We start from the raw sequence: 15,274 nt of genomic DNA on the forward strand, positions 1-15,274 counted from the left end.
AGAAATGCGTTGGTGGAAGGCTCCTGCTTGCAGGAGCCTTTCTTATATTCAGGGCTTTTTAATTCGAGCCTTTACCCAGGCTTTCATTCAGAGTTTTGGGAATAGACGTTCGTCACCAATAGCAACTTATTGCAGAGACGCCGTAAATCAATCCTTTGAGGCTCCACAGCCGCGTCCATGCGGCTGTGGCTCTGCTTATAAGTCACTATCGGTGACGACAGTATTCGATATGATTAGTCAGCCAGTTGCTTGGCAAGTTGGCTTTGAGTGATATCAAACAGTTCTGTTTGAATTTTTACCAGATAAGGATCCAGTTCTTTACGATTTGCCCAGGTTTCTGTCAGCGGTACATCAACCAGCTTATAGTTACGCTCGCCCACCATAATATTGGTTTTGCCCGCCATTGCCGCTTCTACAGCATAAGCGCCCAGTTTGGTCGCTAATAATCGGTCTTGTGTAACCGGAGAACCACCGCGTTGAACATGCCCTAAAATTACCGGGCGACAATCGGTTTTAATGCGTTCTGTCAGCACTTGCGCCAAAGCTGTGACGCCGCCAGGCCACAGATTTTCTGCCACAACCACGATATAGCTGGTGTTACCGCGAATTTTACGGGCGGTTTCAATGTGGCCAACGATGGTTTGTAATGCTTTAACGCTGTCGTTATGAATCTCGGGTAACAATACCTGATCGGCACCTGAGCTGACTGCGGCAGATAAGCCAATGAAACCGGCATGTCTGCCCATGACTTCCACTAAAAAGATACGCTCGAAGGCGTCTGCTGTATCACGGACTTTATCGATAGAGCTTAATGCGGTTTCAATGGCGGTGAAGTAGCCAATAGTAGCGTCTGTGCCATTGATGTCATTGTCGATAGTGCCGGGCAGGGCAATGATTTGTTTATCCCAGAATTTGCTAAGGTGATCTGCACCTTTGAATGAACCGTCGCCACCGATCACCAATAGCGCTTCTATTTCCAGTTCATCCAGGTTCTGCGCTGCTTTAATCGCCGCTGCTTCGGTTTTAAACTCCAGACAGCGAGCACTACGTAGCACTGTGCCGCCTGCTTGCATAATGTTACCGACTGAATCACGAGACATAACTTTGTATTCCTGATTCAGCAAACCGTTGTAACCGTGGCGATAGCCTATCACTTCAATATTGTAATGCTCGGCGGTTAATACTACGGCTCGAATGCAGGCATTCATGCCGGGAGCGTCACCACCTGATGTTAGTACAGCGATACGTTTCATGTCATTAAACCTGAATATCTTGGTTCGTCAGTTCCGGCATAGTTAACTGCAAATTCCTGTTTGCCGGATGGAAATCTTAATAGTCGTTCATTGTGGCAAGTATTTCTTGCTATTGAAATATCCCCGGAAAGAATATTTCCGAAAAAAATATGAAGTTTGAATATGGATTGATAAAACAATGAGCAATCTGTTTTGTCGCTAAATGTATGGTGGCTGTAACAGTGTGTAAAAATGCTTTTCAGACGCTTTTCAATTTGAATTATGAGATTAAACTGCCAATCATCAAGTAAGGATAATGTTCTGTAGCTGACTAATTAATCAGAGCATCTGTTTAGGCCGATTGTTGGATAAGAATAAGCTGTAAAAAGGAGTCGCCATGAGAAAAATCATTTTAGTTACCATTTTCCTGCTATTAGGTGGGTGTAGTTCTCAATTTGTGTATAACAACATGGACTGGATGATCCATTGGTATCTGGATGATTACATCGACCTCAACAAGGCGCAACGTAATGTCTTTGATGAGCGATTTGCTGTTTGGCATTCATGGCATCGTAAGGAAGAACTGGTGAAATACCGGGAGCAACTAAACAGCATTCGTGCATTAGTTGAAACTAATGGTTTTACTCACGATAACTTGCAAGCACAGTTTGATCAGGCTCGTACTCATTGGGAAAATTTGAGAGGTCATATTGCCCCGGATCTGGCGGCAATGGCATCTTCACTTTCTGATGCTCAGGTAAAAGCGATGTTTGAGGCATTAGCCAAAGACAATAAAGAAGAACAGGACAGTCAAGACAAGGTATACGAAAAAACCGAACAGGAGCGCATGGATAAGCGTCAGAAAGACATTGAACAGAATTTGTCTGAATGGGTTGGTAAACTGAGCGATGAACAAAAGTCGATTATTGCCGGTTATGTTCCTCAATTCCGCCCAAATTGGCAGGAATGGATCAACTATCACAAAACTGTTCAGGGGAAAGCGAAAGCCATCTTTGCCACTCGAAAGGAAAACCCGGCATTTAAAGAAGAACTGCTGGCATTAATGACCAATCCGGAGGCTTATCGTTCTGAAAAAATGGTCGCCAATGCAGAGTTTAATGGCCGTTTATATAGCGCTTTGATCGCAGATATGAGCAAGTCATTAACTGATAAGCAGCGTAAAAAGCTACTGCGTAAACTGGATGGGTATATTGAAGATATTTCTGATCTGATCGGAGACGATTGATGCTTCAATTTTAATTCAACTTCTAAATCAAACAGTTGATGTCGCTATTCTTCAAGCTTTGGCTGTATTGGCGATGATAAATTCGATACAGCCCATTTTTTAATAGATTCTGTTTTATTATTAAAAGTATTAAACCTTTCTTCTGACGTGAACCTCCTGTTTTTGCACGATTAATTCACTCATTCTCTTCGCACAATGGTTTTAACAGCCTACCTTGTGACGGAGAGAGAATGCGAAGCCCATGTCGTGCAGAAGAACAGGCATTACCTGAGCTGTCGATTAACTCAGTCCTTAAGCTGACCGAAGATGAAGCGTTGGAGTTATTCAAACAGCTGCGCTGGTTAAAAACCAATGGCGAGCCGATGTGCCCGGCATGTGATTCCCGACAATGCTATCATTCAAGAACTCGCCCCATTTATACCTGTAAAGCTTGTTCTCAGCAGTTTAGCGTTACCAGTGGTACGCTTTTCGCTCATCGCCGATTACCGTTAAAGCACTATTTGCTGGCTGTTGTTATCTTTGCTCATTCGCCTTCGGGTTCGTCATGCGCAAGGTTGGGGCGATTATTGGGAGTGCAGTATAAAACCGCCTATGTTTTGGCTAATAAACTCAGAGAAATGGCATCGAATTCTTATCTCTTTGCTTCATTTGACGAGCAGCCAGGCTCCTCTTCATTAACACTTATGGCTGATAAAAATATCAGCATCCAAAAAGCAGGAACACTACTGCAAGCGGCATTAACTCATTCCCAGTCAAGAAATTGGAGTGGCTATTGGCAGGGATATCAGAGCAAAGAAACAATACAAATATCTGGCTAAACATTCTTCAATTCCCGCTTAGTAAACTTTAATCCTTCGATATTGCTTGAAAATACAAATAACAATAATTATCATTTGCGCTCTTTGAGCATGTACATGCCCCCAACAGGGCTAATCATCAATGCCATTTAACTCAGTCTTCCTTGAATCAGAGGGGAAAGCTTGGGTGGCATAAGTAACAGATTGAAATATTGAAATATTAAGAGATAAGTGTTTTGAAGATTCAAAAAACTACGATTCAAACTATATTATTGCTGTCTATGCCTTTGGGAAGCGCTGTATCGGAAGAAATGGCTCCTAAGGTTTACGAGATTGAACATCTGACAATATTTGGTGCTGCTAATTCGGTTAACGATATTCCTGGTTCGGCGCATGAACTTGACCAGCAGGAATTAGACAAGTTTTCTTTCACTGACATTATGAGAACTCTGACATCGGTTCCTGGTGTGTATGTCTTGGAAGAAGATGGTTATGGGCTTCGCCCCAACATTGGTATGCGTGGCACGGGGCAAAATCGTAGTGAGAAAGTGACCATTATGGAAGATGGCGTGTTAGCAGCGCCCGCGCCTTATTCTGCACCGTCTGCATACTATTTTCCTACAGTGGGGAGAATGCAAAAAATTGAGGTGCTTAAGGGCACATCAAGTGCTATGTATGGTCCTCGAACCACTGGCGGCGTAATTAACATGTTGTCCAGACAAATTCCTTATGAAGAGCTCGCGGGGCAATTAGCGCTAAGTTATGGCTCTGATGACTATAAAAAGCTACACGCCTTTATTGGCGGTAGTAACGAAGACTTTGGCGGTGTTGCTGAGGTGTTCAGATATCAAGCCGATGGCTTTAGAGATATTAACCATTCTGATACCGATACCGGATTTATCAAGAACGATCTGTTGTCTAAATTCAGAATGAATTTTGGTTCTTCCGAACTACAACAATCACTTGAGTTCAAACTTAAGTATTCTGACGAAGACTCCAATGAAACCTATATGGGTTTGAATGATGTCGACTTTGCAGAAAACCCGTTTGCCCGATATTCCGCATCGCAACGCGACAATATGAAAACCACTCATAAGCAAGTGCAGATTAACCATCAGATCCATTTGTCAGACAAGTACACCTTAGGTACGACTGCCTATTACAACGACTTTTCCCGTAATTGGTATAAAGTCAGCAAGGTGAATGGATTGAGCTTGGAAAGCGGTGGCGTTGACGCTGCATCGGCTTTTGACAATGCACCGGGCGATGCGACGCTTGCTATTGACGTTAAAGCGAACAATCGCGATTACTTGTCTAAAGGGATCCAAAGCACACTATTTGCCGATTTAGCAAGTCATCAGTTAAAAGTGGGAGCCAGATATCACGAAGATGAAATGGATCGTTTTCAGTGGGTCGACAAGTATTCAATGGATGCGCAATTTAATATGTCGTTATCCAGTGCGGGTACTCCCGGTAGCGATTCAAACCTGATTGATAGTGCAAAGGCTTTCGCGGCATTTATCCATGATGAGTTTTCCTTTGATGATTTTATTCTGAACACGGGATTACGTTATGAAAGCATGGATCTCGACAGAAGCGATTGGGGCAAAAGCGATCCTCTTCGTGAAGCAGTTCCGACTTACAAAGACAATACGGTTGATGTGTGGTTGCCTTCTATTGCCATGACCTATCGTTATCATGATGACTTGGTGTTGACTGCCGGCGTTCAAAAAGGCTTTGCTCCTCCTGCTCCGGGCAATAAAGAGGCTGAGAACGAAGAAAGTATCAATTATGAATTGGGGTTACGTTATAAAGGCTCTGTTGTGAGTGCCGAAGCGCTCTATTTCTACTCCGACTATGACAATATGCATGGAAACTGTACGGCCAGTCAGGGCTGTGAAGAAGACAATATTGGAGACCAATATAATGCCGGTGAAGTGAATGTCAGTGGCTTGGAGCTTAAAGCGGGTGCTGAGTGGTCATTGGATAATGTCGTGCTACCGGTCAGTTTGACTTACACCTACACAGACACCGAATTTAAAAACAGTTTCACTTCACAGCTTGATACCTGGGGTGATGTGACACAAGGTGACGCTTTACCTTATGTACCGAGAAATCTGCTTCAGCTGTCTGCCGAGTTAATCGCTGATAAATGGAGCGGGGGAATGATCCTGCGTTATACCGGCGAAATGCTGACCCAAGCTGGCTCATTTTCTTCCAACACAAATACTCATATCCCGGGTAGAACCGTTGTTGATTTTACGGCCAATTATAAAATTGATGACAAACAGAAGGTTATTTTGTCAGTCGATAACCTGTTTGATAAAGAGTATTTGTCGACTAGAGTGCATGGTTCTCTAATGGCGGGTAAGCCTCGTACAATCATACTGAGCTATAACGTTATTCTGTAATCCAGAGTATTGTGTCATTTAGTTGGCTCTTTAAAGCAACAAACTTGAAATGTAATGGCAGTGACTATCAAAAGATAAGTCACTGCCTGTTTCTAAAGCTTAATAAACTTCAATCGACATCTATTTAAGCAAACAGCCGTTTAAAACAATCCTGCTGCTGCTTCATATCCATTAGCTACAAGCTTGGCTTTTTGTTCATCTGTCAGGTCAAAGTCATAAGTGCCGCATAGTCGGGTCACGATAGGGTACTCTTGTTCAACTTTGCTTTGTTTGGTTTCCAGAGCCGCAATGTCCTTTTTAATCCAGTTGATTTCACGTTGTATCGATGACGCCGTGATGTTATCCGACTTACTTTCAGCCTTGTCTTTTGCTGTCATTAACTTACCAAGCTCGGCACTGGCAGCTTCGTAATCATCATGAAGTTGATCGGTAATTTGATCTCGTTCTTTCTCCAGTTCCTCCTGCTCTTCTCTTGTGGATGGAATATCCAGAGGAATTTCACACACGCGAAGGTTGTCACCAGCGTGATCCAGTACAAAACGGTCGTGCGATTCCTGTAATGCCGTAAAGCATCCGCCCATATAGCCAGAGACTTTGTCGGTCATGAAAGGCTCTATAAGATCCAAATCACCCAGCCAGAAGGCGTAGATATCGATGTCATCTTTGCGAGAGACGAATTGTTCAACCGGGAAGTTGCTTAGCATGCCACCGTCAACCAGGGTTGCCCATTTGGTAGGAGCAAGGCCGTCTTTGTGGTTTTCATAGGGAAGGTACACGGGCTCAAATACCAAAGGCAGGCTCATACTGGCACGAACCGCTGTTGCAACCGGGAAGTCCATAAAATGCATACGGCCTTCTTCGCCGTCGTAACCGTACATGGCAAGGTCATCAGGGAACATTAGAAGTCTGCCATTGCTGACATCCGATGCCATGAGTTTGGCAGGTATAGCCAGTTCGCGGAACGTAACCGGGCGGCTCAAGTCGATATTGGCGTCGCCGCGAATGGCTTTTTGCAGATAGGTTTCCATCAACTCAATAAAGGTTTCACCCTTGAAAGCGCCGCCTTTGTAATAAATCGACAGAAACACTGCCAGAGCAGTATCGACATCAATGTCACCATTGGATTTTTTCATCACTTTCAGCATGGCTGGAGGCATCTTCTTGGCGTACTTTGAGCTTAAAAACCCAACCAGCGCTTCTTTGGCCTTTTCCTTATCTGAGTTTGCCACGCCTTTTAGCGCATTACCGATAATATCGCCAAGGTCATCCTGCCCAAGCTTGTCGGAGATGAAGCCAGATACTGCGTCGATAGCATAGCTGGATTTGGCGATGTAAGTCGCGCCACTGGCAATCCCTGACTTTGTGGAATCAATGGGGTGTCTGATTACCGAGGCGATTTTACTACCGCCTGAGTAGATCATCTTGCCGCCAGAATAGATGCGAGATCTAACGTTAGGGCTTCTCTCGTACAGATACGATGCGCCGTTGTATGCACCGCTTAGCGTACCAGACACCGCCCACTGAGTATTGGCTGCCCAACGTGAATACCAGGGTTTATTTCTGTGCTCAATAAGTGCCTGACGCTCCATTTCTTCCTGCAGACGCTGCGCTTCTTGTTCATTACGCAGCCTTTCTTCCTCAATGGCTTGCTCACGCTTTTTATTGAAGTAATCAGCGAGTTCTTCATGCAGCTTGTCTTTCTTGGTAGTGAAGAAATCGTCATCGACAATTTTGATGACCTTGGTAATGCCATCGACATCTTTCTGGTGCTCCCACTTTTGAGCATCGCGTTTAACGATATCAAGATTGAAGGGATCCATCAGGTCGATAAACGGAATTTCGTTAATCGCTTTTTCGTAGCTTTCACCATCGTATCCCGCAGCAAGTAACGCCGCGGTGATGGCTCCTGCAGAAGTTCCCGCCACTTCTTTCCAGCGAAGCCCTTCTTCTTCACATCTGGTGATTGCGCCAGAGAAGGCAACACCTTTAGGGCCGCCCCCCTTAAAAACGCCATACACGTCTTTTGTATCCTTACCTGATTTAAGTGGCTTATCAATCCATGAGTTAAGCTCACTGCTGTCTTTAAATTTACTTGATTCAAAACCGATCGGTTTGGTTGGCATGCTCTTTCTCCTGAAATTGAATTTTCCTTTCAGATTATGGAGCACGAGAAGTTGCTAATAACTTGTTTTAGCTACCGTTTTTTGCTGAAAAATAGAATGAGAAACGTTGGTTTGGCCTAGATTAGTGGGATTGGTTTGTTTTTGGAATAGAACGCAACGTCCTAATTTGGGTATTAACGAATCAAGCAAATTTTAAATCAATATGTATACTAATTAACCCTTAGTTAGAGTCGACGTTGAATAAGTAACTATGCAATATGAACAGAATGAAGAACAACATGAGAGTTTTGCATATCTTGATCACAATGTATTGGATCTGATGACTAAAGGAGATCCTCATGGTGTTGAGGAGCTAATGAAAGAGTTTTGTATTACGCCCGCATATTCGTATGAAACATTCAAAGAGATTAAACGTTCTAAAGGTTATGAAAATAAATTTTTGGACGTTTTGGCTGACATTGAAGCTGTGCGCATCCGCCCTCTTCTAGATTTGAACTTTGTAGATACTGGCAAATTTGCTGTCGGCAAATTTGACCCTCATAAAGAATTCCAGAGGTTTTGTGAAAATGATGCAGAAACACCCGAGTCAGACTTTGGATTGAGTGGAATGCTTCATAAAATGTATGGTGGGCAAACAGAGATAAGCTATGCAAACATAATAGAAAGGGGGCAAAAGGAACTGGTTGATTATCTAGAGAGCACAGTAAAGGAGGCGATGAATGATATTAATACTCTTTTACCTGACAGTGAATCGTTCAAAGCTATGCTTGAAAAGCATATATACTCTGTTATGTCAGAGCTTAGTCAAGGAATGATTACTACAACTCAAGGCATGGATAAAAACTTGGCGACAATTGCTGCATTTGAAAGAGAAATGAATATCAGCCCTAAACGATTAAATAATATTGAACCACCAAATGTAGTGCAGCAGATTATGGATTTACTCGCTAAAGAGTTTGCTAAACATGGGGCGAAAATAGATATGGAAACTTATTGGGGAATAAAGCCACACCCATTTGACAAAAGGTTTCCTAACGGTATTACAGTAGTTCAGCAAGTCAACGCTATTTATCATATGTTGAATTTTTTAGGATATCATCGAGATAGTAATATGAAAAAAAATAGGCGTTTTATTGCCTCCGTGAGTGATATGACCCATGCTGGACTAGCTTCCTCTTGTGATTATTTTTTCTGTCGTGATAATAGCTTGGTTTTGAAAACCGCTGCGGTATATGAATATTTGGGTATAAGAACAACGATTGTCCATTTTCAAGAGAAAAAGGAGCGGCTTTAGCATCGACCTGCTGCATGAATACCTAAGTATTGCATTTTAGTTGTACTAAAATTTATAAGATGACTCACAATCTTTTATTGGAAGATGTTGTGATGCTAAATTAATTTACTCTTCACGCTTACCAATCGGTTTTTCGCCTTTCTTACAGATGGTGTCGTATTCATCGCGGTAGTAGCGCAGGTTAACGCATTCTTCATCAAAGCGTTGTCTTGCGGTTAAGGCTTGCTGAGGATGTTCCTTGTCATTCATGATCTTTTTCAGTTCTGCACATTCACGTTCCTGACGTTTGACTTCAAGGATTTCCTCGCAGGGGGGCTGTTTATGAGCGCAATTAGAAAGGAGAGGAACGAACATACAAATACCAAGTAATTTCGCTGCTGTTTTTAGTGTTTTCATTTTAGTTCCATGTGCATTTGTAGTTCATTTTTTACTTCGTGGAATCTGGCTTTTTGTGCTCTATTGAGTTCCAGATCGCCAAGGAGCCTGACGTGTTTTTTACTATCTACGATTAATTTTAGATCAGGTTTATCCAGTTTATCTAACATCCGGGCAATACATTGTAGCAAACTGATTACTGCATCAATGTTTGTGGGCGATAATTTGAGTGCTTGCGAGTAAGATTCGTAAGCCGCTTGAAATTTACCCTGATTGTAGCAGTTCAGGCCGTCTTTGCAGTGTTGTTGGAAGGCTCGAATTTGCTCTGTCATGCCTTCGCTGGTCTTGCTTAACAGGTACTCTACGTTAGGGTCGATATTATATTCGCCATTTTGCAGGCGCTTGGACAAAAGATTAACTTCATCAAATTCACCCAGATCAAATAGCACTTTTATGGAGTCGGGCACCATTGATATGGGGTATTCTTCAAATTGTTCTTCCAGCGTGTTTTGCGCTTTAGATAATGAACGACGAGCTTCTGATAATTTTCCATCGAGAAAATTTACCCTGGCGTTAATGATGTCTTCGAAAGCGCCGTAGTCAAAGGGTTCCGATAAGCGGGTGAGAATGTCGTCGTTTCTCAAGCGTTGTAGCGTTATCAGCGCTTCTTGCTGGAATTTATTGCGATCACCTTTTTCAGCCGCATGTTCGGCGGCATCAAGAATGCTTCGTACAAAGTTACATAGGTGAGCAACGTCACGGTAAACCGAACGGCGTGTTTGCTCAAAAATAGCTTTACAGCATTGTTTGGCGAATTCGAAATCGTTGTTTTCCCGTGCCAGACTCGCGCCTAAATACTGTCTGTCGAGAGAATAGGGCGACAAGGTGATGGATTTTTTGATTTCGTTTATAGCTTCATCCAGATAGCCTTTCTGCCAGTAACTTTTTGCCAGAACGTCGTGCCCTTCAACTGCAAGTACGCGATTTTTCACCACTTGTTTCGCAAGGGTAATTGCCTGATCATAATTACCAAGATGCATCTGAGTTTTGGCTATTGCGACTTGAACCCAAGGGTGAGGCTTATGTTGCATGATGGGTTCAAGCATATGTAGTGCTTGTTTGTGTTGGCCCGATTTCCAATACAGTTCCGTTAACAGTACGCTACATGCCTGACGGTATTTACAGCCATTGGTGATCAGGGTACGACATTCTTCGATAGCCTTATTTACATCACCTTTCATGTAATGCTGATAGACAGGCGCTAATTCCTGCTTCTTCATATAGGCTTTTTGTAAACGGATGGATAATTGTGCCTGGGAAAATGGCTTAATCATGTAATCGTCGGGTTGACGTTCCAGGCTGCCAAGTACAACGGGGCGTTGGTTGTCTCCACTGACCATAACGAAGACGGTATCTGGTTTTACGTATTTGAGAATGCGGATCTCTTCCAGAAATTGGTATCCGTTCTTTTTGTCGGCTCCTAACTGTACGTCGGAAATAATGATGTCGAACTTTTCTTTTCGGCACGCGACAACGGCTGCTTCGCCATTTTGTGCAATGACTACAGATTTTGCCCCAAGGGCATTAACCATTCCGCGTAGTAGAACCAGGAAGGGACGTTGATCATCCACAACGAGGACACGCATTTTTTCGAAATCTATCAGTGCCATTACCGTGCTAAAAATTACCCCGTTTGAATGGTGAAGTTGTGAAATGTAACGGTTTGCCTGAATAAATCAATAGATTAATGAAGCACGACAAATCAGTGTTCAGTGTTTTTGATAATGTTCATTATCTTATACAGGGAAACTATGTGTTACCCCGTTATTTTTCTGAGTTCTAGCTTACCCTGTCTATTTTCATATTTGAATGCCGTAATAGTGCGACTGCTCGCCATTTCGACAATGTAGGGTATCAGCGTTGATACACCTCATATTTTTCATATTCATTAATCTGAAATTTATCCTTATAAAATGAGTAGACGGATTAATTATAGCTATTACTTATAAGCTCTACGTTGATAATTCAATAATCGTTATTAATTGGTTTTGTCGGTGTTTCATTTCGATTATGCATCAAGGGATACGGGTTTCAGTCGATATAAAAGCATTCACAAACCAGTATTAGTGCCAGATTTTATATTAGCTATCATTTAAACCTTTAGATATGTCAAATACGCCGCATGTTGCACCCATAGATGCCGAGTTTAAAGGCTCGTTTTCTAAAGTCCTTTCCAGTAAGGGGGCTGAGGATTTCGCATTTCTATTGGCCATGTTGCATCAGGATGTGTCGAACAGGCTAAATCTGGTTAATGTGCATGAAGAGGTTGTGAAAGATAGTCGAGAGCAGGAACTTGCCAGTATCGACTTTTACCCCAAAACACCTCTGGCAACAGAAAAGAAGCATTGGCAACAACAGAAACTGGTTTCAGAGGCGATGTCTCAACATGATCTCGCTAATGCCCGATTGATGAGCTGTATGTTCCCACCGCCGTTATCCTTAAATAATGACCCGCAATTTATTCCAGAAGAAGTATTGGCTAACTGTGATATTTTCTGTCAAAGACGTATGAAAGGTGGGTCTGCCCCTGAAATCTCCATTGATGAAACGATGTTGGCTGACTTAATTCCTCAATCAATAGACATATTGCCAGAGTTACATGCATTACAGTTGTAATGCGGTTTGCTGAGCGTTGATTACCAATTGTTAGTTATGTTCTGCTAAATAACTGCCCCAGCTTTCATGGCTTGTTTTTAACACAGATTTTTTAACTCGGCTTTTAACGCTGCTTTTAACGTATTTGGGCTAACTTGCCGTCACAGCATTTTTTGAACTTCTTTCCGCTCTCACAAAAACAGGTGTCGTTTCGAGATAATTTGATTTTCTCGACTTTGGATTGAGAGTGATCTGCGTCGTACAGCCACTTACCATCGGGTTTAATAAAATGAGAGGTTTCTGACAGTGCGAACAGTTTCCCTTGTATTGCATAATAGGCAATAAAAGAGACTTCTCCTTCACTGTCTGAATCCTGAAGGGATTCATGATGCGATTTCTGAGACGAGATAATGCGTAAATGTTGCCACTGAATGTCCTGAAAATCTTGCTGTAGTGTTTCGGCATTGTTGATAGGGTCAAGTTTGGAATAATGAGTGTCAGCAATGTATTGGAATTGTTTTAATGCAAATGCGGTGTAGCGGGAACGCATTAACTGTTCAGGATGTGACGGTAGGCTTTCATTCGTCAGATAGGGTTTGCAGCAGCTTTTAAATGCTTTACCACTATGGCAAGGGCACGGTGAACTGTCATCCATGTTTTGTAGCCTTTGTTCCTCTGATAGAGAATGTGGTGCTGCTTTTATTTGTTCTTCTTCTATTTTTCCTGTTTTCTGCACGCTCATCTGTAACTATTGCTCTGCTGTTTAATTTGTTCATTTGTATTTTTTACTGGTGGGCAGAGTGTACCTGATTCTTTTGGTTACAGCATGTTATAGCCACTTCAATTTACGATTCTTGTTCGAAAAACCGGAGTGGGTGATAGGAATGAAACAGCGTCATATCACACCATTAGTTTAGTTTGTGGGCTTGTGGCTCAAGCAATAACAGCAATATACCTGCGTTTTCACATAGGTTTTTAATTTCAATAATGTCTTGATTGGATAGCGAGTTCTTCTCAAGCATGATAGCTGCGCATTGGCCTGCTTCTAACACTTTTTCTACCCAATTGCGTAATGGGATGTTTCGCTCAATGCGAACCTGCAATACGTTGTTGTAGTCGCATTTAATACGCAAATCGTGGCAGAAGTAATACACCCAGCGTCGGCTATAACTCAGGCCGTGTAGTAGGGCATCCAGGCTACTGTTATGGTTAGCGTAACTTTGGAAACGAACTTGATGATTGTTGATAACAGGGCGCTGCAAATCCGTGGATAGCATTGATTCTGATTGCACGCTCGACAGAATATCGTTTTGTGCATTGTTGTGTATATTGGTCTGAATAGCGGGTTCACGGTTTTGAGAAGCTAACATGAGCAACACCTGTTTTGTACTGTATGGGTAAACAGTATACTGTGTTTTTAAACAGGTCAAGCTTTAATCTGTTTTTTTATCCAGTGCTTTAAGTGTTTCTTGCGCAGTGAAAGTAAAATAAACAATGTGAGCGCATAGAAGCCGGGTTCATAAATGTCGGATTTAACTGACCAGAAAAAGTGTACTACAACCAGTATTGATGCGAGATAAATCCAATTGTGAATCTTCTGCCAGTGCTGTTTTAACGCTCGTTTTACCGCATTGGGCGAAGTTAAAGCGAGTGTTAAAAAAATCAAAAATGCAGCAAAACCAACGCTGATATAAGGGCGTTTAATAATGTCTTCCAATAACACCGGCCAGTCGAATTGTAAGTCGAATGCTAAATAGTTGAAGATGTGACAACAGGCATACGCAAAGCTATACAAGCCTAATAATCGTCTGGCCTTGATGAGATTGGCCTGACGAAATTGTTGTGCAAGTGGCGATATTGCAAGGGATAACAACAATAATACTAACGCTCCTAATCCTGTCGAGTGAATTAGCATTTTTACCGGATCACCGGGAAATCTGTCACTAAATCCCAGATAGTAATGCCAGCCAAGCCACGACAGGCTGCCTATATGAATACACACTTTGAGCCAGATTATATGCAGGGGTGTTAGCTTAAACATACTGTGCCAATATCGTGCTATTAGCCGTGCTAATAGTGTTTACGAAGATCCATTCCGGTATACAGTGAAGTGACTTCGTCATAGCCATTAAACAGGCGGGTTGCAATTCGCTCTTGTGAAAAAATGCTGCCGCTGGTAATCCGGCGTTCTTTCGCCTGGCCCCATCTTGGATGGCTCACTGTAGGATTTACATTGGCATAGAATCCATATTCATGAGGAGCAAGGATATTCCATGTGCTTTTGGGCATGGTGTCGGTAAGGGTGATTTTGACCAGTGATTTTATGCTTTTAAAGCCATATTTCCAGGGAACTACCAGCCTTATTGGTGCGCCATTTTGTGGTGGTAGGGTTTTGCCATATACACCCACAGACAGCAAAGCTAATGGGTGTGTTGCTTCGTCCATGCGCAGCCCTTCAACATAAGGATAATCAATGCCGCCACCCATAAACCGACTGCGCTGGCCGGGCATTTGTTTGGGGTCGTGAAGCGTCTCAAAGGCAACGTATTTAGCACTGCTCAGCGGTTTTGCTTTTGCCAACAGTTTTACTAGCGGGAAACCTACCCAGGGAATAACCATTGACCAGGCTTCAACGCAACGCAAACGGTAAATTCGCTCTTCTAAATCAAACCATTTGAACAGGTCGTCGTAGTCCATTGTGAGTGGCTTTTCTACTAAGCCACCAATTTCCAGTTTCCATGGGTTGACCTTGAATGCTTGTGAGTTTTCGTAGGGCGCACCTTTATCTGTGCCAAATTCATAGAAATTATTGTATTGCGTCGCCTTCATTTTTGGGGTGAGTGTTTCGTCAGTGCTAAAGCCGGAGGATGTTTTGTACTGTAGTCCGGAAGTTTGAAATGGCTTGGGTTCATCACTGGAGAATATCCCTGCCTGTAATTTGCCTGAGCTTGCCAATAACGATCCTGCGCCGATAAATCCTAATGTTTTTAAAATATGACGTCGCTCATTAAACACACTTTCATCGGTGATATTCGATTCGCTTTCATCGCTGGATTTCTTGATTCTTATCAGCATTACAGATCCTTGAGTGAGCCCTTGGCAGTGTTTCCGAAAAAGGACATTGTGAGGTCATGTTTTAGA

13 protein-coding genes are annotated in these 15,274 nt (G+C 42.7%); 5 read left to right on the forward strand and 8 right to left on the reverse strand.

The annotated features are described in order from the left end of the window. Positions 1–233: 233 nt before the first annotated feature. A complete protein-coding gene (locus KIH87_RS08090) occupies positions 234–1,253 on the reverse strand; it encodes an ATP-dependent 6-phosphofructokinase (RefSeq protein ID WP_232361024.1) in 1,020 nt (339 codons plus the stop codon). Between the two features lie 376 nt (positions 1,254–1,629). Between KIH87_RS08090 and KIH87_RS08095 the strand changes: the two genes are divergently transcribed. The 3 genes from KIH87_RS08095 (at position 1,630) to KIH87_RS08105 (ending at position 5,686) form a co-directional block, all read left to right on the forward strand. Then, positions 1,630–2,478, forward strand: coding sequence for a DUF6279 family lipoprotein (locus KIH87_RS08095; RefSeq protein ID WP_232361025.1), 849 nt, complete (start codon positions 1,630–1,632; stop codon positions 2,476–2,478). A gap of 230 nt (positions 2,479–2,708) precedes the next feature. Then, a complete protein-coding gene (locus tag KIH87_RS08100) occupies positions 2,709–3,296 on the forward strand; it encodes a transposase (RefSeq protein ID WP_232361026.1) in 588 nt (195 codons plus the stop codon). 260 nt (positions 3,297–3,556) lie between these two features. Beyond that, a complete protein-coding gene (locus KIH87_RS08105; RefSeq protein ID WP_232361449.1) occupies positions 3,557–5,686 on the forward strand; it encodes a TonB-dependent receptor family protein in 2,130 nt (709 codons plus the stop codon). Between the two features lie 140 nt (positions 5,687–5,826). Here the strand turns inward: KIH87_RS08105 and KIH87_RS08110 are convergent, their stop codons facing one another. Continuing rightward, entirely contained in the window at positions 5,827–7,809 is a 1,983-nt protein-coding gene (locus KIH87_RS08110; protein WP_232361027.1) for a patatin-like phospholipase family protein, read from the reverse strand. A 250-nt stretch (positions 7,810–8,059) separates the two neighbouring features. Between KIH87_RS08110 and KIH87_RS08115 the strand changes: the two genes are divergently transcribed. Continuing rightward, a complete protein-coding gene (locus tag KIH87_RS08115; protein WP_232361028.1) occupies positions 8,060–9,103 on the forward strand; it encodes a hypothetical protein in 1,044 nt (347 codons plus the stop codon). Positions 9,104–9,208: 105 nt separating this feature from the next. On the opposite strand, the gene KIH87_RS08120 is transcribed toward KIH87_RS08115, so the two are convergent. Continuing rightward, positions 9,209–9,499: a hypothetical protein gene (locus KIH87_RS08120; protein ID WP_232361029.1), complete on the reverse strand. Its 291-nt coding sequence runs from the start codon at positions 9,497–9,499 to the stop codon at positions 9,209–9,211. Further along, complete coding sequence (locus KIH87_RS08125; RefSeq protein ID WP_232361030.1) at positions 9,496–11,148, reverse strand: response regulator; 1,653 nt, start codon at positions 11,146–11,148, stop codon at positions 9,496–9,498. Before KIH87_RS08125 ends, KIH87_RS08120 begins: the two co-directional genes overlap by 4 nt. A gap of 496 nt (positions 11,149–11,644) precedes the next feature. On the opposite strand from KIH87_RS08125, the gene KIH87_RS08130 reads away from it, so the two are divergent. Continuing rightward, positions 11,645–12,154 (forward strand): VC2046/SO_2500 family protein, encoded by a 510-nt coding sequence (locus KIH87_RS08130; RefSeq protein WP_232361031.1) that lies wholly within the window; start codon positions 11,645–11,647, stop codon positions 12,152–12,154. Positions 12,155–12,269: 115 nt separating this feature from the next. On the opposite strand, the gene KIH87_RS08135 is transcribed toward KIH87_RS08130, so the two are convergent. From KIH87_RS08135 to msrP, 4 genes are all read right to left on the reverse strand, one after another. Beyond that, complete coding sequence (locus KIH87_RS08135; RefSeq protein ID WP_232361032.1) at positions 12,270–12,875, reverse strand: YchJ family protein; 606 nt, start codon at positions 12,873–12,875, stop codon at positions 12,270–12,272. A gap of 166 nt (positions 12,876–13,041) precedes the next feature. After that, a complete protein-coding gene (locus KIH87_RS08140; RefSeq protein WP_232361033.1) occupies positions 13,042–13,503 on the reverse strand; it encodes a hypothetical protein in 462 nt (153 codons plus the stop codon). Between the two features lie 56 nt (positions 13,504–13,559). Next, positions 13,560–14,174 (reverse strand): protein-methionine-sulfoxide reductase heme-binding subunit MsrQ, encoded by a 615-nt coding sequence (msrQ, locus tag KIH87_RS08145; protein WP_232361034.1) that lies wholly within the window; start codon positions 14,172–14,174, stop codon positions 13,560–13,562. Positions 14,175–14,203: 29 nt separating this feature from the next. Then, positions 14,204–15,208: a protein-methionine-sulfoxide reductase catalytic subunit MsrP gene (gene msrP, locus KIH87_RS08150; RefSeq protein ID WP_232361035.1), complete on the reverse strand. Its 1,005-nt coding sequence runs from the start codon at positions 15,206–15,208 to the stop codon at positions 14,204–14,206. Positions 15,209–15,274: the final 66 nt, after the last annotated feature.

It is taken from the genome of Paraneptunicella aestuarii, from assembly GCF_019900845.1.
GTDB classification, from domain to species: Bacteria; Pseudomonadota; Gammaproteobacteria; order Enterobacterales; family Alteromonadaceae; genus Paraneptunicella; species Paraneptunicella aestuarii.